The following is a 22,915-nucleotide window of genomic DNA, read 5'->3' as shown; positions in this document are numbered from 1 at the left end:
TAGATTAGCCCTGTGTCCTGGAAACCCGAACTCCTCCCGTCAGTCAACCAAGCGCTGCGGCGCATGCTGTGCGGCCTGCTGCTGGCCTGCGTGTGCTCGCTGGCGCTGGCGGGCAGTCCGCGCAGCCTGCGTTTCGAGCGCATCGGGCTGGAAGAAGGACTGTCGCAGGAATCCGTCCTCGCGATCCTGCAGGATCACGACGGCTTCATGTGGTTCGGCACGCAGGCGGGCCTGAACCGCTTCGACGGCTATCGCAACCAGGTCTTTCGCAACGACCCCAACGACCCGGCCAGCCTGGCCGACAACTACGTGCAGGCCGCGTACGAGGATAGCCAGAGCCGGCTGTGGTTCGGCACGCGCGGCGGGCTCGCGCGATTCGATCCCGCGAGCCGCAAGTTCATCCGGCTGCCCCTGCTGGCCGGCACGGAACCCAATGCGCGCAACAGCGCCGTCACCGCGATCATCGGCGACGGCGCCAACGGCCTGTGGGTCGGCACCAGCGACGGCATCGTGCACGTCGATCCGGCGACCGGCGCGCTGCGCACGCTGCGCCACGATGGCCGGGATCCCGGCAGCCTGCGCGACGACCGCGTCACGGCGCTCGCCCTCGACCCGCGCGGCGGCCTGTGGATCGGCACCGGCGTCGGCCTCGACCACCTGCCGGCGGGCGCCGCCCGCTTCGCCCATTACGACATCGACACCGGCAAGCGCAATGCGGTCGCCGCGTTGTCGATGGGCCCGCGCGACACGCTGTGGATCGGCACCGACGCCGGTCTGGAAGCGTGGCGCATCGGCCAGGGTGCGCCGCAGCGCCACCATGTCGGCGCCGACGAAGGCATGAACGACGGCCGCGTGCAGTCGCTGTACCACGACCAGGGCAACACGCTGTGGGTGGGCACGGAACTCGACGGCCTCAAATGGCGCGACCCCACGACCGGGCGCTTCATCGGCTACACCAGCCAGCCCCTCGACCGCCACACGCTGTCCGACAACCGGGTCATGTCGATCTGGGTCGACCGCACGGGGACGCTGTGGGCGGGCACGATGTTCGGCGGCGTCAGTCGCGCGGACCTCGCCAGCGGCGGCTTTTCCCGCTTCGCGCTGTTGCCGGGGCAGGTGGCGGACCCGCGCAGCGCGCGCAAGATCCGCAGCATCGCCGTCGGCGCCGACGGCCGCCTGTGGCTGGGCACGACCGGCGGCGGCATCCTGCACCTCGATCCGGAAAGCGGCCGCGTGGACATGCTGCGCCACGATCCGCGCGACCCCGCCAGCCTGCCGGACGACACGGTCAGCAGCGTGCTGCCGGGACGGGGGCGCTTGTGGGTTGGCTCGCCCAGCGGCCTGTCGTGGCGCGATCCGGCGAGCGGCCGTTTTACACCCGTGCCGCTGGGGCGCGAGGCGGGCGCCAACTGGGTCCAGGCGCTCACGCTCGACCGCACCGGCGCGCTGTGGATCGTCACGCGCGGCGGCCTGTTCATGCTGGAGGCGGACGGCACGCTGCACGGCTGGCGTCACGATCCGGCGAATCCGGCCAGCCTGGGCGACAACTATGGCTTCGCCGTGTTCGAGGACCGGGCCGGCACGATCTGGATCGGCACCGAGAATGGCCTCGACCGCTACGACCGCGCGACGAACACGTTCACGCACTTCCGCCACGACGCGCGCGACCCCGCGAGCCTGGGCCACAACCGCGTCTATTATCTGCAGGAGTCAGCGCGCGGCGACTTGTGGGTCGGCACCGCGGGCGGCCTGCACCGCATGCAGAGGGAGCCCGGCGGCAAGGCGGCGTTCCGCAGATTTCCCGTCGCACCCACGCGCGAGCAGGTGCCGATCGGCGGCATCCTCGAAGACGGCAACGGCCAGATCTGGGTCAGCACGACGACGGGCCTGACCCGCGTCGATCCGGAGACGGGGCGCTACAAGAACTACGCGGCCAGGGACGGCCTGACGGACGGCTCGTACTTCGTCGGCTCGGCGGCGCGCGGCGCGGACGGCGAGCTGCATTTCGGCGGCATCAACGGCATGACGTCGTTCCAGCCGGAAGACATCCACGACAACCCGTTCCCGCCCGCAGTCGTCATCACCGACTTCCTCGTGTTCAACCGGCCGCGCGCGCTGCCCGTCGCCGTCGACCGCCTGCGCGCCATCCGCCTGAGCCACCGCGATTCCGTGTTCACCCTGGAATTCGCCGCGTTGCACTACGCCGATCCGCAGGCGAACCGCTATGCCTACCGGCTGCTCGGCTTCGACCAGGACTGGACCGAGACGGACGCCCGCAAGCGCTTCGCCACCTACACGAACCTCGATCCGGGCGAGTACGTGTTCGAGGTGAAGGCCGCCAACAAGGACGGCGTGTGGAGCGAACGTCCGGCTACCCTGAACATCTCGATCCCGCCCCCGTTCTGGATGACGTGGTGGTTCCGCCTGCTCGTGGCGACCGTGCTGGCGACCATCGCCGTCGCGCTGTACCGCTTGCGCGTGCGCGCGCTCGTGCAGCAGAAGGCGCGCCTGGAAGGCCAGGTCGGCGCGCGCACGGCGGAACTGGTGCTGCAGAAGGAGCAGGCGGAAAAGCGCAAGCAGGAGGCCGAGGCGCAGAAGGAAGCGGTGGAGCAGGCGCGCCGCAACATCGCGCTGCTGTCCGACATCGGGCGCGAACTGACGGCGAACCTCGACGGCGAGGCGATCATGGCCAACGTGTACGGCCAGGTGCGCCAGTTGATGGACGCGCCGCTGTTCGCGATCGGCGTGGCGCGCGTGGACGGGCCGATCGACTACCCGTACGTCGTCGCCGACGGCCGCCGCGTGCCCGAACAGGGACGCTTGCCCGCGCGCGTGCGCGGCCTGGGCGAATACTGCCTCGCGACGGGCGAGGAGATCCTGATCGGCGACCTGGCGCGCGACTACGCCCGGTTCGCGGGACTCGTGCGCGACGTGCTGGGCGCGGATCCCGCCAGCACGGACGCCGACACGCCGCCGGCGCCGCGCTCGCTGATGTTCGTGCCGATCCTCGTGGGCCAGCGCGTGCTGGGCGTGATCACGGTGCAGAGCGGCCGGCCGGGCGCGTACCAGAACGTGCAGCTCGACATGCTGAGCACCCTGGCGTCCTATGTCGGCGTCGCGCTGGACAATGCGGACGCCTACCGCCAGCTGAAGGAAACCCAGGCCCAGCTGGCCGCGCGCGAAAAGCTCGCGTCGCTCGGCTCCCTCGTCGCGGGCGTCGCGCACGAATTGAACACCCCGATCGGCAACAGCCTGCTGATGGCCAGCACCCTGGAAGAAAAGACGAACGCGCTGGCCGACCGCTTCGCGCACAACGCGCTGAAGAAATCGGACCTGGAGACGTGGATCGCGGCGGCGCGCGAAGCGGCGGGCCTCATCGTGCGCAGCCTGCACGGCGCGGCCGACCTCGTGAACAGCTTCAAGCAGGTGTCGGTGGACCAGGCCAGCACGCAGCGGCGCCGCTTCGACCTGGACCAGGCCTGCCACGAGATCGCGGCGACGATGATGAACCAGGTGCGCCGTGCCGGTCACACGCTCGACCTGCAGGTCCCGGCCGGCATTGCGATGGACAGCTATCCCGGCCCGTTCGGCCAGGTCGTCATCAACTTCATCAACAACGCGCTGCTGCACGCGTTCGACGCGCCGGGCGGCCACATGCGCATCGATGCCCGGCCGCTGGACGGCGACCGCGTGCGCATCGAATTCGCCGACGACGGCCGCGGCATCGCGCCGGAGCACTTGTCGCGCATCTTCGATCCATTCTTCACGACGCGCATGGGACAGGGCGGCACGGGCCTCGGCCTCAACATCGCGTACAACCTCGTGACCACGCTGCTGCAGGGGACGATCCGGGTCGAGAGCCGGCCCGGCCACGGCACGGTGTTCATCATCGAGCTGCCGCTGCGGGCGGACGGTTAGACCACGTTGGTCGGCTTCCCGGCCACCCACGCCTCGAGATTATCGACCAGCATGTCGGCCAGCGTCTGCATCGCGCCGCCGCTGGCCCACGCCACGTGCGGCGTCAGCACGAAGTTCGGCAGACGCAGCCGCAAGAGCGGATTGTCGGGCACGGGCGGCTCCTTGCTCAGGACGTCGAACCCGGCGCCGGCGATCGTGCCCTCCGTGAGCGCCCGCGCCAGCGCCGCTTCGTCGACGAGGCCGCCGCGCGCCGTGTTGACCAGGATGGCGCTCTTCTTCATGGCCGCGAGCTCGCGTGGTCCGATCATGTGGCGGGTCTGGTCCGTGAGCGGCAGGTGCAGGCTGACGACGTCGGACGTGGCCAGCAGCTCGTCCAGCGGCAGCTGCACGACGTCCGTGTCCGCCACGGGCGAACGCGACGTGACGGCGACGTCCATGCCGAACGCGCGCGCGATCTGGGCGACGCGGCGCCCCAGCGCGCCATAGCCGACGATGCCGAGGCGGCTGCCGGCCAGGTCGCCGATCGGGTGGTCGAGCAGGCAGAAACGTGTCGACTGCTCCCAACGCCCGTCCTCGACGTCGGCCACGTAGGCGCGCAGGTTGCGGCGCACGGCGAGGATCAGCGCGAAGCAGTGTTCGGGCACCGAGACCAGCGAGTAGTTGCGGATGTTCGCGACGACGATGCCCCGCTCGCGGCAGGCGGCGAGGTCCACGTTGTCCGTGCCCGTCGCGGCCACGGCGATCATCTTCAGGTCCGGCAGTTGCGCGATCGCGTCCGCGCGCAGCGGCACCTTGTTCGTGATGGCGATGGTGGCGCCGCGCAGGCGTTCGACGACCTCGCCCGCGTTCGTGGCGGGGTAGTCGCGCCAGCGGTGCTCGAAGGAGGGTTTGCGGAGGTTCGCGATCAGGCTGTCGCGATCGAGGAAGACGATGTCGTGCATGGTAGTCCCGGCTGATAACGGACTGCCATTGTAGATCGCGGACGAAAAAAAGACAGGGCGAACCCTGTCTTCGGAGGATGGAGGGGCTTGAGCCGGTTATGCGCTGCCGGAGGGGCTTACTTGGCAGCGGCGGCTTTCTGGTCTGCGTGTGCCTCGGCCTTGTCGGCTGCGGCTTCCGCCTTGGCTTTGGCGGCTTTCTTGTGTGCTTTGGCTTTCGTCTTCGCGGCGTCTGCCTTGGCGACGGCGACGTCCGCATTGGCTTCCGCGGCTTTCTTCTCCAGCTTCGCGTCCGCTTTCACGTCGGCCTTTTCTTCCTTGGCTTCCGCCTTCGCGGCCTTCTTGTCGGCCTTCATTTCTGCATGGGTCGTGGCCGGGGTGGCGGTCGTCTGGGCGTACACCGAGGTGGCGAACAGGCCTGCGATCAGGGTGGCGACGATTTTGTTCATGGCGGTGTTTCCTTCAGGTGTCGTTAAGGGGTGCTACTGGGCCAGAAACGCGGCCGTGCGGCGGGTCGTTGACGATGCTTTACATCCCGTTACAAGTGTACGTACGGAAATCCTTTTGTCGGAACGATGTTTGACAGTGGAAATCATTCGAACGATACTTTGGCGGCACTATCCGTGCCCATCCAATAATTCGACGCCCAAGAGACCGCTCGTGAGACCACAAACTTCCCTCCGTACCACCCTGACCGCCATCGCGCTTGCCACCGCGGCGCTGGCGGCCCACGCCGCAGACGCCGTCCACATCGATCCGAAAATCCTGTCGCAGGACGTGAAAGTCCTGTCGTCCGACGAGTTCGAAGGCCGCGGCCCGAACACGGCCGGCGAGACGAAGACCGTCGACTACATCATCGACCAGTTCAAGCAGGCCGGCCTGCAGCCGGGCGGCGACCTCGTCGACGACAAGCGCGGCTGGACGCAGGACGTCCCGCTGGGCCGCTTCGAGATCAGCGGCCCGGTCGACGTGTCCGTGACGGCCGGCGGCACCACGAAGACCTTCACGCAGGGTAACGAAGTCGCCGTGCGCGCCGCGATGACGGGCGCGAAGAGCGTCGACTTCAAGAATGCGCCGCTCGTATTTGTCGGCTATGGCGTGACGGCACCGGAACGCAAGTGGGACGACTTCAAGGGCCAGGACCTGAAGGGCAAGCTGGCCGTCGTGCTGATCAACGACCCGGACTTCGAGACGGGCAAGGGCGACTTCGGCGGCAAGGCCATGACCTACTACGGCCGCTGGACCTATAAATTCGAGGAACTGGCCCGCCGCGGCGCGCTCGGCACGCTGATCGTGCACGAGACCGCGCCGGCGTCGTACGGCTGGGCCACGGTGAAGAATTCGAACACGAACGTCCAGTACGACATCGTGCGCAAGAACCCGCTGGAGGCGCACGCGCCGGTGGAAGCGTGGATCCAGCGCGACGTCGCCGTCGACCTGTTCAAGCGCGCCGGCCTGGACTTCGACAAGCTCAAGAAGCAGGCGCAGGCCCGCACGTTCAAGCCGGTCGAGCTGAAGGGGGTGACGATGTCCGCGCACTACGCGGTCGACGCCAAGGTCATCACGTCGAAGAACGTGCTGGCCGTGCGTCCGGGCAGCGAGCACCCGGACCAGGTCGTGATCTACAGCGGCCACTGGGACCACCTGGGCGTGGGTCTGCCGGACGCGAAGGGCGACAAGATCTACAACGGCGCCGTCGACAACGCCACCGGCATCGCCGCGCTGCTGGAACTGGGCCGCGCCTATGCCAAGGCCCCGGCACCGAAACGCAGCGTCGTCTTCCTGGCCGTGACGGCGGAAGAGAAGGGCCTGCTGGGCTCGGAATACTACGCGAACAACCCGGTCTACCCGCTGGGCAAGACGGTCGGCGTGATCAATATGGACGCGCTGAGCCCGTACGGCCCGTCGCGCGACTTCACGATCTCCGGCAGCGCCAAGCTCGACCTGCTCGACCGGCTGGTCGCGAAGGCCAGGCAGAACGGCATCCGCTATTCGGCCGATCCGAAACCGGAAGCGGGCCACTTCTTCCGTTCCGACCACTTCCCGTTCGCCAAGCACGGCGTCCCGGCGATCTCGTTCGGTTCGGGCGAGGACTGGGAGCAGGGCGGCGTCGCAGCGGGCAAGGCCGCCGAGGACAAATACGTGTCCGTCGCGTACCACCAGCCGGCCGACGAATGGAGCGCGTCGTGGCCGTTCACCGGCATGGCGCGCGACCTCGGCGTGCTGTACTCGGTGGGCCGCGACCTGGCCGATTCGGGCGCCTGGCCGAACTGGTCGAAGGACTCCGAGTTCCGCGCGGCGCGCGACGCCAGCGCATCGGAGCGCAAATAACGTGAGTTAGCTGGCGAACAGTCGCGTCTGCAGCTACTGCCTACACTAAGGCACACACTGCAGAGGTGATGCCATGCCCGACCCGTTAAAGCTGTACAAGGCCAAGCGCGATTTCAAGATCACTGCCGAGCCCGCAGAGGGTGGGGAGGCCAGCAAAGGTCTTCTCACCTTCGTGATCCAGAAGCACTGGGCCTCGCGCCTGCATTACGATTTCCGTCTGGAACTGGACGGCGTCATGAAGAGCTGGGCCGTACCGAAAGGCCCCAGCTACGACACCCACGACCGCCGCATGGCCGTGCACGTGGAAGACCACCCCATCTCGTATTCCGATTTCGAAGGCACGATCCCGCCGCACCAGTACGGCGCGGGCAAGGTCATCATCTGGGATAAAGGGACGTGGGAACCCGTGGGCGACCCGCGCCAGGGTTATGAAAAGGGCGAGATCAAGTTCGAGATGCACGGCCACAAGATGCACGGCCGCTGGGTCCTCGTGCGCCTGCGCGGCCACGAGGACGACAAGCAGGAACCGTGGCTGCTCATCAAGGAAAACGACGAGTACGCGAAACCGGCCGCCGAATTTTCCATCGTCGACGAGTTCCCCGACAGCGTGAAGGACCTGCCGATGCCGGAGCATGGCGCCGAGGTGAAGGTGGAGGAACTGAAGGCAGACAAGCCGGCGCCGAAAAAGGCGGCGCAGGCAAAGCGCGGCGCGATGCCCGCCGGCGCCGTCAAGGCCGACCTGCCCGAGACGCTGGCGCCCGAGCTGGCGACCCTCGTCGACGGTCCGCCCGCCGATCCGGAGAACTACATCTACGAGATCAAGTTCGACGGCTACCGCATGGTCACGCGCGTGCGGGGCAAGGACGTCCGCCTCGTCACCCGCAACGGAAACGACTGGACCGACAAGCTGAAACCGCTGCAGCAGGAGATCCGCCGGATGAAACTGCCGGACGGCTGGTACGACGGCGAGATCGTCGTCCACGACGAGAACGGCAAGCCGAATTTCAACCTGCTGCAGCTGGCGTTCGACGGCTCCAATAGCGCGCAGATCGTCTACTTCCTATTCGACGCCCCCTACTTCAAGGGCTACGACCTGCGCGACGTGCGGCTCGACGAGCGCCGTCCGTTGCTGCAGGAGGCGCTGGCGGCGCGGCCGTCGGACACGGTGCGCTTCTCCGCAGAATTCGGCACGGACCCCGCGCAGCTCGTCGTGGCCGCGTGCCAGATCGGGCTGGAGGGTGTGATCGGCAAGCGCAAGGACTCGCGCTACGTCACGCGCCGCTCGCCCGAGTGGATCAAGCTGAAATGCGGCCAGCGCCAGGAATTCGTCATCGGCGGCTACACCGATCCGCATGGCGCCCGCACGGGCATCGGCTCGCTGCTGCTCGGTTACTACGACAAGGATGGCGTGCTGCGTTACGCGGGCAACTGCGGCAGCGGGTTCAACGGCGCCTCGCTGCGCCACATGCGCGAGGTGCTGGAAGCGATCGAGACGGACGAGAATCCATTCCCGCCGCGCGCCGTGCCGGGACGGACGAACCACTGGGTGAAGCCGGAGCTGGTCGCGGAAGTCAGCTTCTCGGAGTGGACGGCCACCGACTCCATCCGCCACCCCGTATTCCAGGGCCTGCGCAAGGACAAGCCGGCGAAGAGCGTCGTGCGCGAACTGCCCAGGCACATGCAGGAGACACCCGTGGAAAATGCGAAACCCGCCCTTAAACAGGCGACGAACAAGCGGACGACGAAGAAGGCCGAGCCGGAGAGCGGCCTGCCGGGCAATCTTCCCGCCACGTTCAAGGTGACGCACGGCGATCGCGTGATGGATGCGGCGAGCGGCGTCACGAAGGTCGAGATGGTGCGCTATTACGCGCTCGTCGGCGAGCTGATGATGGAACACCTGAAGGGCCGCCCCGTCTCGCTGGTGCGCGCGCCCGATGGCGTGGGCAAGGAGCTGTTCTTCCAGAAGCACGTCGTCGACACCGCGAAGATGCCCGGCGTCGCGCAGATGGACCAGGCGCTGGACCCGGACCATCCGCGCATGACGGAGATCGCGACGATCGAAGGCCTGCTGTCCAGCGCGCAGTGGAATGTCGTCGAGATCCACAGCCAGAACGCGACGGCGAAACACTACGACACGCCGGACCGCATGGTGTTCGACCTCGACCCGGGCGAGGGCGTCGACTTTTCCAAGGTGCGGGAAGCGGCCCAGCTGATGCGCGCCTTCCTGCAGGAGCTGGGCCTGAACCCGTTCCTCAAGACGAGCGGCGGCAAGGGCTTGCACGTGGTCGTGCCGCTGAAGCCCAGGCTGGACTGGGACACGGTGAAGGATTTCTCGCGCGCGATCGTGACCCACCTTGCGAAGACGATCCCGGACCGCTTCTCCGCCAAGAGCGGCGCGAAGAATCGCGTCGGCCGCATCTTCATCGACTACCTGCGCAACGGCCGCGGGGCGACGACGGTGGCCGCGTGGTCGGCACGCGCGCGGCCCGGCCTGGGCATCTCCGTGCCGGTGCGCTGGGAAGAACTGCCGAAGCTGAAGTCGGGCAGCCACTGGACCGTCAAGAACGTGCATACCCGGCTGGACGAGGGCAATGCGCCGTGGGCGGACTACGACAAGAGCGCGGTCACGCTCACCAAGGCCATGAAGGCGCTGGGGTTCAAGGCGGAGAAAAAATAACCGTCGCTCCCGCAACGATACCCGTCGTTCCCGCAACGATACCCGTCGTTCCCGCAACGATACTCGTCGCCCCCGAAAAAATATTCGTCGCCCCCGCGCAGGCGGGGGCCCAATTTTGCAGGCGCCGCCGATATGCGTAAAACTTGGGTTCCCGCCTCCGCGGGAACGACGTGCGAAAGGCCCGGCGCCACTATCAGGTAGTACGCCGCTCTTCGGCGACTTGTTCATCCGCCGGATCGCCTCGCTCGTTGCGGAAGATCGCGCGCACATTCATCGCGGCGAGGCCGGCCTGCAGCGCGATCAGCGCCCACGCCTCGTCGTGCACGCCCCACACGATCCACAGCACGTTACTGAGAATGAAGGTCCAGAACCCGATCACGCGCTTCCTGGCGTGACGGGCGCCGACGAGAAAGGCGGCCACCAGCGTGACCGCCATCGCGGGCCATTGCAGCAGGTCCAGCAGCGTATCGACATCCACTCAGGCGGCCTTCCTGCGCCGCACGGGCGCCGCTTTGGCTGCAGGTTTCGCCGCGGCCCTGGCGGCGGTTTTCTTTGCCGCCGTCTTCGTCGCCGTTTTCGTCGCGGCCGACTTGGCCGCTGTCGTACGTTTTGCGCTCGCGTGCGTGGCCGCATGCGAAGGCGCCTTGCGCGCGCGTGGCGGCGGCCGATTGCCCGTGTCCTTGTCGGTATCCCCGTCGTCCTTCGGGGGTTTCCTCGACTTGCGCGACGGCGGCGGCTCGTCGTCGTCGTCATCGTCCGCCGCAGCGGCCTTGGCCGGCTTCTTGCCCAGGCTGGCCTGCAGCAGCGAGACGAGGTCGATGACGTTCGACTTGACGGGTTTCTCTTCTTCCGGCTCCGGTTCGGTGAGCGTCTTGGTCTGGTTGGCGGCGATCTTCTTCTTGATCAGCGCCATCACGTCCTCGCGGTAGGTGTCGTGGTACTGCTGCGGCTTCCATTTCTCGCTCATGCCTTCGACGAGCGCCCTGGCCATCTGCAATTCCTTCTCCGTGACCTGCGCCGCCTTCGCGTCCGCCGCCGGGATTTTCAGCTCGTCGGTGGGACGGATCTCGTCCGGGTAGCGCAAGGTGTTCAGCACGATGGTGTCGCCCACGCAGACGAGGGCGGCGAGGTGCTGCTTGACGCGGATGACGACGTTGGCGATGCCGATCTTGCCGACGTCGCGCAGGGTCTCGCGCAGCAGCGCATAGACCTTGTCGCCGCCCTTGCCGGGCGCGAGGTAGTAGGGCTGTTCGTAGTAGATCAGCGGGACCTGCTCGGCGTTCACGAACGCGATGATGTCGATCGTCTGCGTCGCTTCCGGGTTGGCGCGGCGCAGGTCCTCGTCGGACAGCACGACGTATTCGCCGTCACTGTACTCGTAGCCCTTGACGATGTCGTCCCACGAGACTTCCTTGCCGGTGGCCTTGTTGTAGCGCTTGAAGCCGATCGGCGCGAAGTCGCGCCGGTCCAGCATTGACAGGTCGAGCCCCTGGTCGCTCGCCGCCGGATACATCTCTACCGGGATGTGCACCAGCCCGAAGCTGATCGCACCCTTCCACATGCTGCGTGCCATTTTGAGCTCCCCGGATGAGAATTATTCGCCCACCGACCCCGTGATCGGCAGCACGACGCCCGTCACATAGCCCGAGCAGACGTTGGACGCCAGGTAGACGTACGCCGGCGACAGCTCTTCCGGCTGCGCGGGACGGCCGAACGTCGTGCTCTGGCCGAACTTGGTGATGTCCTCCGGCGACTGGTCGGCCGGGTTCAGCGGCGTCCACACGGGGCCGGGCGCGACGGCGTTCACGCGGATGCCCTGGTCCAGCAGGTTCGCGGCAAGGGACATCGTGAAGGCGTGGATGGCGCCCTTGGTCGTCGAATAGTCGAGCAGCTTCTTCGACCCCTTCAGGCCCGTCACGGAGCCCGTGTTGATGATCGCGGCACCGCGCTTCATGTAGGGCAGGCAGGCCTTCGCCATGTGGAAGTAGCCGTAGATATTCGTGCGCATCGTCTCGTCGAAGCGGTCTTCCGTCAGGTCGAGCAGCGACTCGGCGTGTTCCTGGAACGCGGCGTTGTTGACGAGGACGTCGAGGCGGCCCCACCTGGCGACGATCTGGTCGACGGCCTGCTGGCAGAATTCCATGTCCTTCACGTCCCCGGCAACCGTCACGCATTTCGTGCCCTCGGCCTCGATCAGGCGCTGCGTCTCGGCCGCGTCTTCGTGTTCGTTCAGGTACAGAATGGCGACGTCGGCGCCTTCGCGCGCGAACAGGATCGCGACGGCGCGGCCGATGCCGGAATCGCCGCCGGTCACGATGGCGACCTGGCCGGCCAGCTTGCCGCTGCCCTTGTAGTGCTCGGCCATGAACTTCGGCTTCAGTTCCATCTGGGCTTCGATGCCCGGCTTGGCCAGGTGCTGGGCGGGGAAGTCGCCGCTGGGCTGCTGGATCCCCGTCTGGGCCGCGCCACCCGAGCCCGGGTCACCCTTCTGCATGCTGGCGTCGTGCTGGTCCTGGCGGTTCTGGATGGCTTTCTGCTTGTTCGCTGCGTCGTCCTGTGTTGCCATGGTGCTCTCCTTGTGCATGATTCCGCCAGTATTCCCGCCCCGAGGACGCGCTGACGGTGCGCTTCCACACATTGCGCGCATTTGCTGGCTGTTACAGGTGCTTTGTGGCAAACTTGTTAGCGTAACAAAGTATTCCAGAGGTGATTCATGCTAGAGCAGACCGCGATATACCTGAGTCCGATGGCGCAACGGCGCGCCGAATTCGGGGACGCCTGCGCCTCCCTGTTCGCACGCCTGCACCTGGCCGACAGCGCCGACGTCGCCGCGAGCCTGATGGCGCGGGAGCAGCCGGACCTGCTCGTGATCGACCTCGACCGATTCGAGCCCAGCATCGACGCGGAAGCCCTCGGCGACCTCGTCGCCCGCCGCGCCGGCGCGCCCGTGCTGTTGCTGTGTCCGTTCGCCGGCGCCGCCTGGCTGCCCGCGCTGATGGTGCACGGCCCCGTGCACTATGCCGTCACGCCGCTCGACGCGGCCGCGCTGCGCGCCGCGGTGGGCACGCGCCGCGCGCAGCCGGAAGCGCCGGCGAGCGACGCCGCCGGCCTGCGCACCCTGCTGGACCTGCGCGCCCGCGTGCAGGCCGCGCTGGACGAGGCGGAAGATGCACATACTTTGTCCGAAGCCTTGTGCGCCGCGCTGCGCGCGTGGCCGGGCGTGCTGCATGCGGGCGTCTTCCTGCTCAAGGACGGCAACGATTTGCAACTGGAAGCCCAGCAGGGACCGGAAGGATTGCTGCTCGGCGCGCTGCTGCAGCGCACGGACCGCCTCCTGCAGGCGCCGCTGCGCCACGCATTCCCCGGCCTGCTGGCCGCGGCGGGCGGCACGGCTGCGTTGATCGAAGTCCCGGAACAATCGGGCGAGCCGGCATTGGCGGAAGGCCTGCGCGCGCACGGCGTCGCGATGGCGCTGGGCCTGCCCATTCCCGCCGACGGACCCGGCACGCCGCGCGGCGCGCTGTCGCTGCTGTTCGGCGCCGCGCGCGAGCTCACGCCGGACGAGTGGGCGACGTTGCAGGACGTGACGCGCCTGGCCGCCTTCGGCCTGCGCCTCGTCGCCATCGGCCAGGAAAACGAACACCTGACGGCGCGCCTCACGTACATCTCGACGACGGATGCGCTGACCGGCGTCGCGAACCGCCGCCACGGCGAGGAATTGCTGGAAAAAGAGATCAAGCGCGCCCGCCGCTACCGCGTGCCGCTCGCGCTGCTGTCGTTCGACATCGACCGTTTCAAGGCGGTCAACGACACCTACGGCTATCCCGTCGGCGACATGGCGCTGCGCACCGTGGCCGACACGACGCGCGCCGTCCTGCGCGCCAGCGACATCCTCGTGCGCTCGGGCGGCGAGGAATTCCACATCATCGCGCCGCACACGAGCGCCATCGACGGTTTGAAAATGGCGGAAAAGGTGCGGGTGGCGATCGAGCAGGCGGAGATTCCCGGCTGCGACCACGTGACGGTGAGCCTCGGCGTGGCCCAGCTGGGCGAGCAGGAGAGCGGCGACTCGCTGACGCAGCGGACCGACGCCGCCCTCGCGCGCGCCAAGCGGGCGGGCCGCAACTGCGTCGAACTGGCGATGCAGTGAGCAGCATGGTGTCGATGAATCCGCGGCTGCTCGGCTGGCTGCGGGCGTACCGCCGCGACGATCTCGCGGGCGACGTGGGCGCCGGCATCGTCGTGGCCATGATGATGATCCCGCAGGGCATGGCCTACGCGCTCGTCGCCGGCCTGCCGCCCGTCGCGGGCCTGTATGCCAGCATCGTGCCGCCGCTGCTGTACGCGCTGTTCGGCACCAGTTCCTCGCAATCCGTCGGGCCGATGGCGATCATCTCGCTGATGACGGCGTCGGCGCTGGCGCCCCTCGCATCGCCCGGCAGCGCGCTGTACGGCATGCTGGCGGCGCAGCTGGCGCTGGTGTCCGGGGCCGTGCTGCTCGCGTGCGGCCTGCTGCGCGTGGGCTACCTCGCCAACTTCTTCTCGCGTCCCGTGATGAGCGGCTTCACGCTGGGCTCCGCCGTCGTCATCTCGCTGGGGCAGGTGCGCACCTTGCTGGGCGGCGCGCTGCCACACGTGCACGGTCCCAGCGCCGCGCTGGGCGTCGGGAGTATCGCGCTGCTGCTGTTCGCGCGGCGCTGGCTGGCGCCGCTGCTGCGCCGGCTCGGCATGCCGTGCGGGGCGGCCGACGTCGCCGCGCGGTTGGCGCCGATGGTGCTCGTCCTGGGTGGCATCGCGCTCGTGGCCTCGTTGCGCCTCGACCGCATGGGGGTGCAGGTGATCGGTGCCGTGCCGTCCGGGCTGCCGGGCTTGCGCCTGGCGACGTCCGCTGCGCATTGGCAGGAACTGCTGAAACCGTCCCTCCTGATCGGCTTCATGAGCTTCCTGATCGCGATGTCGGGTGCGCAGACGCTGGCCCTGAAACGCGCGGAAAAGCTGCACACGAACCGCGAACTCGTGGGGCTGGGCCTGGCCAACGTCGGCAGCGCGCTGTCCGGCGGCTTTCCCGTGACCGGCAGCCTGTCGCGCTCGGCCGTGAACTTCGCGGCCGGCGCGCGCACCCAGCTGGCGGGTGTGATCACGGCGGGGCTGCTCGCGGGCGCGCTCGTGCTGCCCACCGGCTGGCTCGCGCTGCTGCCGCTGCCCGTGCTGGCCGCGACGATCATCGTCGCCGTGCTCGGCCTGCTGGACTGGTCGACCCTGCGCACCGCATGGCACTACGACCGCGCCGACGCGCTCGCGCTGCTGGCCACGAGCGGCGGCGTCCTGCTGCTCGGGGTGGAGGCGGGCGTCGTGTTGGGGCTGCTGCTGTCGCTGGGGACGATGATCTGGCGCGAGAGCCGGCCTCACATCGCGGTGCTGGGCCGGATTCCGCACACTGAACACTTCCGCAACATCGACCGGTACTCGGCCGAGACGGACCCGAACGTGCTGCTGCTGCGCGTGGACGCGGGGCTGTTCTTCGGGAATATCGAAGCGGTCAGCGAGCGCATCGAGGAAGAACTGGCCGCACACCGCGCGGCGCGCCATCTCGTGCTCGTGCTGTCGGCCGTGAACGCCATCGACAGTTCGGCGCTGTTCGGGTTGCTCGAATTGAATCGCGCCCTGGCCCGGCGCGACGTCCGGCTGCACCTGGCCGAGGTCAAGGGGCCGGTGCTGGACCGCCTGCGCGCGTCGACTTTGTTGAGTGAGCTCAGCGGACGTCTCTTTTTAAGTACAGCAAATGCCTGGAATGCCCTCGCACGGCACGACACGTGATTGCAAGCAAATCCCAGCTGTGGCAGGATGGAACCACGGTTTTAGAGAAAAGGTGGATATCATGCCGCGCCCAAGTACTATCGTTATTCTGTTGTCAACCGTCGCCTTGCTCGCCCTTGGCTTCGCCGCCGCTGTCCCGGCCGGCATCGCCCTGGCGCTGACGTTCGAACTGGCCGCCTACAAGCGCGCCGCCGACCGCGAACGCGCCCTGCGTCCGGTCCGTATCGCCCGCCCGCTGCGCCGCCGCCGCTGATCGTTTCCAGCCCCGGTTCGCCTGCTTGACCGGCATTCTTCGCCGGTCGGGCTCGCGGACACCCTCTGTTTCCCCCCTCCCTGGTCGCCACGCGCGGCCGTCTGCCGGCTTCACCTTTGATATTGCCGAAATCATATTGATCACCTGATCTGGGCGTGCGCCTGCACCGTTCCGGTGCCGTAGGTGCCGTGCCGGTGCGCCGCGTCCACCGGTGTCCCTGTCCCGCGAGTGGCACGCATCGTGCTAACTCATCGCGTATGCCCTTTGACGACCCAACTTGCACCACCTGGCACGCATCCCTGCGCCTCGGCTTCGCCCGTGACGGCGGCTGCACGCGGCTCGTCCGGCGCGAGCACCGCGGGCCGCTGCGCGTGCAAAAGGCGCTATACCCGGAAGGTCCTGGCGCCTGCCACGTGATCGTCGTGCATCCGCCCGGCGGCATCGTCGGCGGCGACCGGCTCGACATCGCGCTCGACGTGCCGGCGGGCTGCCACGTGCTGGCCACGTCGCCCGGCGCCGCGAAGTGGTATCGCGCCAACGGCCGCACATCGCGCCAGGACGTGCACCTGGCCGCCGGTCCCGGCGCCGCGATCGAATGGCTGCCGCAGGAAACCATCGTGTACGACCACGCCGACGTGATGCTCGCGCACGACGTCGACCTGGCCCCGGGCGCCGTCTACATCGGCAGCGAGGTGCTGTGCTTCGGCCGGCGTGCATCCGGCGAACGTTTTACGCGCGGCCGCGTGGGGCAGCGCACGCGCATCCGCGTCGGCGGGCGGCCCGTGTGGTGGGAGCAGGGCGGCGCCACGCCCGCGCTGCTCGCGAGTCCGCTGGGCATGGATGGACACAGCGTGTGCGCGACGCTCGTCGCCGTCGGCAAGCCCGTGCCCGCGGCCCTGCAGGACGCGGTGCGCGCCGTCGATCCGGGTCTCGCCGTCAGCCAGGTGAAGCAGGTGTTCGTGGCGCGCTTCCTCGGCGACGACGGCGAACGGGCCCGTGCCGCGCTGACGGGGGCCTGGACGGTGCTGCGGCCGTACCTGCTGGACCGGCCGGCCACGCCGCCGCGCATCTGGAATACGTAAAGGATCGCCATGGACTTGACCCCACGCGAAAAAGACAAGCTGCTGATCTTCACGGCGGCGCTGCTGGCCGAACGCCGCCGCGCGCGCGGCCTGAAGCTGAACTACCCGGAAGCCGTCGCGCTGATCACGGCCGCGATCATGGAAGGCGCCCGCGACGGCCGCAGCGTGGCCGAGCTGATGAGCGAGGGCACCCTGATCCTGACGCGCGCCGACGTGATGGACGGCGTGCCGGAGATGATTCCGGACATCCAGGTCGAAGCCACGTTCCCGGACGGCAGCAAGCTCGTCACCGTCCACAACCCGATCCCGTGAGCGCCCCATGATCCCCGGCGAATACTTCCTCGAGGATGGCGACATCCCACTCAACGCGGGCCGCCGCACGGTGACGCTCGTCGTCGCGAACGCGGGCGACCGTCCCGTGCAGGTCGGCTCTCATTACCATTTTTTCGAAGCGAACGATGCGCTGCAGTTCGAACGCGAGCAGGCGCGCGGCATGCGCCTGAACATCGCGGCCGGCACCGCCGTGCGCTTCGAGCCGGGGCAGCGGCGCACCGTCGAACTGGTGGCGTTGAGCGGCGCGCGCATCGTGCATGGCTTCCAGGGCCTGACGGGCGGCCCGCTCGATGGAGGCGTCTGATGGCCGCGCTCTCCCGCCAGGCGTATGCCGATATGTACGGACCGACGACGGGCGACCGTATCCGCCTCGCCGACACGGCGCTCGTCATCGAGATCGAAAAGGACTACGCGGTCTACGGCGAGGAAGTGAAATTCGGCGGCGGCAAGGTGATCCGCGACGGCATGGGCCAGTCGCAGCGTGTGCGCGCGGACGTGATGGACACGGTGATCACGAACGCCGTCATCGTCGACCACTGGGGCATCGTCAAGGCCGACATCGGCATCAAGGACGGCCTGATCGCCGCCATCGGCAAGGCCGGCAACCCGGACATCCAGCCGGGCGTGACGCTGGCCATCGGCGGCGCGACGGAGATCATCGCGGGCGAAGGCATGATCGTGACGGCGGGCGGCATCGACACGCACATCCATTTCATCTGTCCGCAGCAGATCGACGAGGCGCTGATGTCCGGCATCACGACGATGCTCGGCGGCGGTACCGGTCCCGCCGTCGGCACCGCGGCGACGACGTGCACGCCGGGCGCGTGGCACATCCACTCGATGCTGATGGCGGCCGACGCGTTCCCGATGAACCTCGGCTTCTTCGGCAAGGGCAACGTGAGCCAGCCGCGGCCACTCGAAGAGCAGATCGAGGCCGGCGCCGTCGGCCTGAAGCTGCACGAGGACTGGGGCAGCACGCCGGCCGCGATCGACAATTGTCTTTCGGTCGCCGAGCGCGTGGACATCCAGGTCGCGCTGCATTCCGACACGCTGAACGAGGCCGGCTTCCTGGAGTCCACGCTGGCCGCGTTCAAGGGCCGCACGATCCACACGTTCCACACGGAAGGCGCGGGCGGCGGGCACGCGCCGGACATCATCGCGGCCGTCGGCCAGGACAACGTGCTGCCGTCGTCGACGAACCCCACGCGCCCGTACACGGTGAACACGCTGGACGAGCACCTCGACATGCTGATGGTCTGCCACCACCTCGACCCCGCCATCGCGGAAGACGTGGCGTTCGCGGAATCGCGGATCCGCCGCGAGACCATCGCCGCCGAAGACATCCTGCACGACCTGGGCGCCATCTCGATGATGTCGTCCGACTCGCAGGCGATGGGCCGCGTGGGCGAGACCATCACGCGCACGTGGCAGACGGCGCACAAGATGAAGGTGCAGCGCGGCCCGCTGGAAGGCGATACGTCCCGCAGCGACAATGCGCGCGTAAAACGCTACGTGGCCAAGTACACGATCAACCCGGCCATCGCGCACGGTCTTTCGCATGCGGTGGGCTCGCTGGAGCCAGGCAAGATCGCCGACATCGTGCTGTGGCGGCCCGCGTTCTTCGGCGTGAAGCCGTCGATGATCCTAAAAGGCGGGATGATCGCGGCGAGCCTGATGGGCGACCCGAACGCATCGATCCCGACGCCGCAGCCGGTGCACTATCGCCCGATGTTCGGTGCGTTCGGCGGTGGGCTCCGCAAATCGTTCACGTTCGTGTCTCAGGCCGCGTTCGACCTTGGTATCGCGCGCGAGCTCGGGCTGGCGAAGACCGTGATCCCGGTGCGCGGCACGCGGCGACTGCGCAAGCGCGACATGGTCCACAACGGGGCCACGCCGCACATGGAAGTGGATCCGGAAACGTACGAGGTGCGCGCCGACGGGCGCCTGCTCGTGTGCGAGCCGGCCAGGGTGCTGCCCCTCGCGCAGCGGTATTTCCTGTTCTGATCATCGGGAGCCATCATGATGTCACTGCATACGAAGATCGCCCACGCGGACACCGTCCACGACCTGCTCGAGCTGCCGTACGACCAGCGCGAAAGGTGCCGCCAGCGCGCGCGGCTCGCATCCGGCGAGGAAGTCGCGCTGTTCCTCGTGCGCGGCGCCGTGCTGCGCGACGGCGACCTGCTGACGGGGGAAGATGGACGCGTCGTGCGCGTCGTCGCCGCACCCGAGCCGACGTATCTCGTGCGCTGCGCGAACCCGACGCTGCTCGCGCGCTGCGCCTTCCACCTCGGGAACCGCCACACGCAGACGCAGGTCGGCGCGGGCTGGCTGCGGATCCGCGTCGATCCGGTGCTGAGGGACATGGTGGTCGGCCTGGGCGCGCACGTCGAGGAAGAGCAGGCGAAGTTCGAACCGGAAGCGGGCGCGTATGCGGGCGGCCACGGCCATCACGATCACCGCGGCCTGCTGGCGCCCGTGCCGCTGCGCCAGAAGATCCACCGGCCGGCGGACTCATGAACGCCGCGAGCCTGCTGCACCTGCTGCAGTTCGCGAGCCCGGCGCTGCCGATCGGCGGCTACAGCTATTCGCAGGGCCTGGAGACGGCCATCGAGGCAGGCTGCGTGCACGATGCGGCGAGCGCATACGCGTGGCTCGTGCGCTATCTCGACGAGGTGCTGGCGCGCTGGGATGCGCCGCTGCTGTGGCGTTTGTTGAGCGCGTTCGCCGCGCGCGATACCGCGGCCATTGCAGAGTGGAGCGCCTGCTTCCTCGCGTCGCGCGACACGGCCGAGTCGCGCGCGGAGACCGTCCAGATGGGCTATTCGCTCACGCGGCTGATCGCGGAGCTGGGCGTGGCCGACGTCGGCCCGCTCGGCGGCGAGGTGACGCTGCCGGCCGCCTACGCATGCGCCGTCGACGCCCTCGACATCCCGCATGAAGAGGCAGTGTTGGCGATGCTGTTCGCGTGGGCCGAGAACCAGGTGCTCGTGTGCGTGAAGTCGGTGCCGCTGGGGCAGGTGGCGGGGCAGCGGCTGCTGCTGTCGCTGCGGCCCGATCTCGAACGCACGGCCGCCACGGCCTGCACGCTGCCCGATGCGGACCTGTCGAACTGGTCGCCCGGCCTGTCCATGCTGTCGATGCGGCACGAGGTGCAGCATGGACGGTTGTACCGTTCCTGAAAGAGGTAAAACCATGACATCGAATCCCCTGCGGGTGGGCATCGGAGGCCCGGTCGGTTCCGGCAAGACGGCGCTGTGCGAGATGCTGTGCCGGCGCATGCGCGACCGCTACGACATGGCCGTGATCACCAACGACATCTACACGCGCGAAGACATGGAAATCCTGCTGCGCGCGAACGCGCTGCCGCCCGAGCGGCTGATGGGCGTGGAGACCGGCGGGTGTCCGCACACGGCGATCCGCGAGGATGCGTCGATCAACCTGGAGGCCATCGCGCGGCTGCAGGCGGACTTTCCGGCACTGGAACTCGTGCTGGTGGAATCCGGCGGCGACAACCTCGCGGCCACGTTCAGCCCCGAGCTGTCGGACCTCACCCTGTACGTCATCGACGTGGCGGGCGGCGAAAAGATTCCGCGCAAGGGCGGACCCGGCATCACGCGCTCCGATCTTCTCATCATCAACAAGACGGACCTCGCGCCGCACGTGGGCGCCGACCTGGACGTGATGGCGCGCGACGCGCAGCGCCAGCGGGGCGCGCGGCCGTTCGTGTTCACGAATCTGCGCACGGGCGAGGGCGTGGACACCGTCGTTTGCTTCATCCGCGAGCAGGGATTACTTGACCAGTGAAAGGGAAAGCCATGAAATGGAACGACAACCCGAAGTCCCGCGTGCGTCATGAAGGCCCGTCCCCGCGTCCGCGCACGCGCCTGGGCGGTGCGGTCGCCGCGCTCGCCACCCTCGCCGTGGCGCTGCCCGCGGCCGCGCATCCGGGGCATCCCGACGGCGGCTTCACGGCCGGCCTGCTGCATCCGCTGACGGGGCTGGATCACCTGTTCGCGCTGCTGGCTGTCGGCCTGTGGAGCCGGCAGCAGCGCCATGGGGCCGTGCTGCCGCCCGCGTTCCTCGTGATGATGGCGCTCGGCGCGGCCTGTGCCCACGCGGGCCTCGTGCTGCCCGCGCTGGAGGCGTCGATCGCCGCGACCGTGCTGGTGCTGGGGATGCTGGTCGCGTGCGCGCCCGGCCTGCAGCGGCGCCTGCCGCCGCAGGTGGCGGTCGTCGTGGTGGGTGGGTGCGCCTTCCTGCACGGGCTGGCGCATGGGCGGGAACTGGCGGGGATGGCGAGCGGCGCCGGCTTCCTGGTCGCGAGCGCCCTGGTGATGCTGGCCGGCGCGCTGCCGGGGGAACGCGTGCACCGCATGGCCGGCGCCGCGATCGGCGCGGCCGGCTTATACCTGCTTGCGGGCGTCGTCTGAACGCGGCCCTGGTTCGGCCAGGCGGATCGGCGCCGCCTTCTCCGGATACAGCGCGCGCACGCCGTCGTACGCCTGCGCGATGGCGGCCATGTCGACCGTTTCATCGCCCGTCATCGTCAGCGTGCGCGTGACGTCGATGACCTTCTTGCCGTAGTCGAGCGAGACGAGCAGCACCGGCACGTCGGCGGCCAGCGCGATGCGATAGAAGCCGCTCTTCCAGTGCGGCCGGTAGCTGCGCGTGCCTTCCGGCGTGATGGCGAGCCAGAACCAGTCGGCCGCGTGCATCGTCTGCGCGAGGCGCCGGATCGCGCCCTGCGGCGAGCTGCGGTCGATCGCCACGCCGCCCCAGTAGCGCATCAGGGCGCCCATCGGGCCGCGGAACAGCGAATCCTTGGCGAGCCAGCGGAACTGGATGCCGACGGCCCACTTGGCCAGCAGGCCGATGGAGAAATCCCAGTTCGACGTGTGCGGATACACGACGACGATGCCGTGCGGACCCGGCAGGGGTTTGAAATTGAAGCGCCAGCCGAACGCGTTCAGCAGGCGCAGCGCGGCGCGCTGGCGCAAGGTCGGCAGCCCCTCGGGGCGCACCAGGTAGTCGTCCATGTTCTCTCCGTACGGCGGGCCGTCTGCAAGCAATGGTGATTGCGCCTCGGCAAGCAAACCGGGCATTTTATAGCGCTGCCAGAAGGCGGACAAGCAAAAAAACTGGAAGCGTTGCGGCCGCGTCGGTATCATCCTTGCCTCTCAATCAAGGATTTTCAAGATGGACATCACGATTTTTCACAATACCCGCTGCGGCACGTCGCGCACGACCCTCGAGGCGATTCGGGCGACCGGCGTCGAGCCGCGCGTCGTCGATTATCTGGCGCAACCGCCGACGCGGGACGAGCTGAAGGACCTGATCGCCCGGGCGGGTTTGCAAGTGCGCGACGCCGTGCGCAGCAAGGAAGCGCTGTTCAAGGAACTCGGCCTGGACGATCCGGCCACGACCGACGACGCGCTGCTCGACGCGATGGTCGCGCATCCGATCCTCATCAATCGTCCGTTCGTCGTCACGACCAAGGGTGTGCGGCTGTGCCGGCCGTCCGAGCTGGTGCAAGAGATTCTGTAAAACAGTCTTTTGACATCAT

The 22,915-nt window shown here is 68.3% G+C and carries 21 protein-coding genes; 15 read left to right on the top strand and 6 right to left on the bottom strand.

From position 1 onward, the window contains the following. Positions 1–12: 12 nt before the first annotated feature. The gene (locus tag QPK29_RS03405; RefSeq protein WP_371769646.1) at positions 13–3,918 is read left to right on the top strand and encodes a sensor histidine kinase; all 3,906 of its coding nucleotides are present in this window, start codon (positions 13–15) and stop codon (positions 3,916–3,918) included. Here the strand turns inward: QPK29_RS03405 and QPK29_RS03400 are convergent. Together QPK29_RS03400 and QPK29_RS03395 are read right to left on the bottom strand one after the other, a co-directional pair. Then, entirely contained in the window at positions 3,915–4,859 is a 945-nt protein-coding gene (locus QPK29_RS03400; protein ID WP_371769647.1) for a D-2-hydroxyacid dehydrogenase, read from the bottom strand. The genes QPK29_RS03405 and QPK29_RS03400 overlap by 4 nt on opposite strands. A 116-nt stretch (positions 4,860–4,975) precedes the next feature. Then, positions 4,976–5,305 (bottom strand): hypothetical protein, encoded by a 330-nt coding sequence (locus tag QPK29_RS03395; RefSeq protein ID WP_056131410.1) that lies wholly within the window; start codon positions 5,303–5,305, stop codon positions 4,976–4,978. Positions 5,306–5,516: 211 nt separating this feature from the next. Between QPK29_RS03395 and QPK29_RS03390 the strand changes: the two genes are divergently transcribed. Both QPK29_RS03390 and ligD read left to right on the top strand, forming a co-directional pair. Further along, on the top strand, positions 5,517–7,187 hold the full coding sequence (locus QPK29_RS03390) for a M28 family metallopeptidase (RefSeq protein ID WP_371769648.1): 1,671 nt from the start codon (positions 5,517–5,519) through the stop codon (positions 7,185–7,187). A 73-nt stretch (positions 7,188–7,260) separates the two neighbouring features. Further along, on the top strand, positions 7,261–9,864 hold the full coding sequence (ligD, locus tag QPK29_RS03385; RefSeq protein WP_371769649.1) for a DNA ligase D: 2,604 nt from the start codon (positions 7,261–7,263) through the stop codon (positions 9,862–9,864). A gap of 193 nt (positions 9,865–10,057) precedes the next feature. Here ligD and QPK29_RS03380 read toward each other — a convergent pair whose 3' ends face one another. The 3 genes from QPK29_RS03380 to QPK29_RS03370 are packed head-to-tail and all read right to left on the bottom strand — an operon-like array spanning position 10,058 to position 12,430. Then, positions 10,058–10,342 (bottom strand): hypothetical protein, encoded by a 285-nt coding sequence (locus QPK29_RS03380; RefSeq protein ID WP_371769650.1) that lies wholly within the window; start codon positions 10,340–10,342, stop codon positions 10,058–10,060. Beyond that, the gene (gene ku / locus QPK29_RS03375) at positions 10,343–11,437 is read right to left on the bottom strand and encodes a non-homologous end joining protein Ku (protein WP_371769651.1); all 1,095 of its coding nucleotides are present in this window, start codon (positions 11,435–11,437) and stop codon (positions 10,343–10,345) included. 21 nt (positions 11,438–11,458) lie between these two features. Further along, positions 11,459–12,430, bottom strand: a complete 972-nt coding sequence (locus tag QPK29_RS03370) for an SDR family oxidoreductase (RefSeq protein WP_056131418.1) — start codon at positions 12,428–12,430, stop codon at positions 11,459–11,461. Positions 12,431–12,577: 147 nt separating this feature from the next. On the opposite strand from QPK29_RS03370, the gene QPK29_RS03365 reads away from it, so the two are divergent. The 11 genes from QPK29_RS03365 (at position 12,578) to QPK29_RS03315 (ending at position 21,782) form a co-directional block, all read left to right on the top strand. Next, a complete protein-coding gene (locus QPK29_RS03365; RefSeq protein ID WP_371769652.1) occupies positions 12,578–14,014 on the top strand; it encodes a diguanylate cyclase in 1,437 nt (478 codons plus the stop codon). A 5-nt stretch (positions 14,015–14,019) separates the two neighbouring features. Beyond that, positions 14,020–15,681, top strand: coding sequence for a SulP family inorganic anion transporter (locus QPK29_RS03360; RefSeq protein WP_371769836.1), 1,662 nt, complete (start codon positions 14,020–14,022; stop codon positions 15,679–15,681). Between the two features lie 91 nt (positions 15,682–15,772). Further along, the gene (locus QPK29_RS03355) at positions 15,773–15,934 is read left to right on the top strand and encodes a hypothetical protein (RefSeq protein WP_156133696.1); all 162 of its coding nucleotides are present in this window, start codon (positions 15,773–15,775) and stop codon (positions 15,932–15,934) included. Between the two features lie 257 nt (positions 15,935–16,191). After that, positions 16,192–17,016, top strand: coding sequence for an urease accessory protein UreD (locus QPK29_RS03350; RefSeq protein WP_056131424.1), 825 nt, complete (start codon positions 16,192–16,194; stop codon positions 17,014–17,016). Between the two features lie 9 nt (positions 17,017–17,025). After that, positions 17,026–17,328, top strand: coding sequence for an urease subunit gamma (locus QPK29_RS03345; protein WP_371763482.1), 303 nt, complete (start codon positions 17,026–17,028; stop codon positions 17,326–17,328). A 7-nt stretch (positions 17,329–17,335) separates the two neighbouring features. Then, a complete protein-coding gene (locus QPK29_RS03340) occupies positions 17,336–17,653 on the top strand; it encodes an urease subunit beta (RefSeq protein ID WP_371763483.1) in 318 nt (105 codons plus the stop codon). After that, positions 17,653–19,353 carry an urease subunit alpha gene (gene ureC, locus QPK29_RS03335; protein ID WP_371769653.1) on the top strand — a complete coding sequence of 567 codons (1,701 nt, stop codon included), beginning with the start codon at positions 17,653–17,655 and terminating at the stop codon, positions 19,351–19,353. Before QPK29_RS03340 ends, ureC begins: the two co-directional genes overlap by 1 nt. 15 nt (positions 19,354–19,368) lie before the next feature. Continuing rightward, entirely contained in the window at positions 19,369–19,869 is a 501-nt protein-coding gene (gene ureE / locus QPK29_RS03330) for an urease accessory protein UreE (protein ID WP_371769654.1), read from the top strand. Beyond that, positions 19,866–20,531 carry an urease accessory protein UreF gene (locus QPK29_RS03325; RefSeq protein ID WP_371769655.1) on the top strand — a complete coding sequence of 222 codons (666 nt, stop codon included), beginning with the start codon at positions 19,866–19,868 and terminating at the stop codon, positions 20,529–20,531. Before ureE ends, QPK29_RS03325 begins: the two co-directional genes overlap by 4 nt. A gap of 13 nt (positions 20,532–20,544) precedes the next feature. Next, positions 20,545–21,156 carry an urease accessory protein UreG gene (gene ureG, locus QPK29_RS03320; RefSeq protein WP_056131442.1) on the top strand — a complete coding sequence of 204 codons (612 nt, stop codon included), beginning with the start codon at positions 20,545–20,547 and terminating at the stop codon, positions 21,154–21,156. A gap of 11 nt (positions 21,157–21,167) precedes the next feature. After that, a complete protein-coding gene (locus QPK29_RS03315; protein ID WP_371769656.1) occupies positions 21,168–21,782 on the top strand; it encodes a HupE/UreJ family protein in 615 nt (204 codons plus the stop codon). Here the strand turns inward: QPK29_RS03315 and QPK29_RS03310 are convergent. After that, positions 21,756–22,388 (bottom strand): 1-acyl-sn-glycerol-3-phosphate acyltransferase, encoded by a 633-nt coding sequence (locus QPK29_RS03310; RefSeq protein ID WP_371769657.1) that lies wholly within the window; start codon positions 22,386–22,388, stop codon positions 21,756–21,758. The genes QPK29_RS03315 and QPK29_RS03310 overlap by 27 nt on opposite strands. A gap of 160 nt (positions 22,389–22,548) precedes the next feature. Here QPK29_RS03310 and arsC point away from each other — a divergent pair, with 160 nt between their 5' ends. Next, positions 22,549–22,896: an arsenate reductase (glutaredoxin) gene (gene arsC, locus QPK29_RS03305; RefSeq protein WP_056131450.1), complete on the top strand. Its 348-nt coding sequence runs from the start codon at positions 22,549–22,551 to the stop codon at positions 22,894–22,896. Positions 22,897–22,915: the final 19 nt, after the last annotated feature.

This window comes from Massilia orientalis (genome assembly GCF_030411975.2).
GTDB lineage: Bacteria > Pseudomonadota > Gammaproteobacteria > Burkholderiales > Burkholderiaceae_D > Telluria > Telluria orientalis.
Note: the sequence above shows the minus strand (reverse complement) of the source record. Positions and strands in the feature narration are given on the sequence as shown.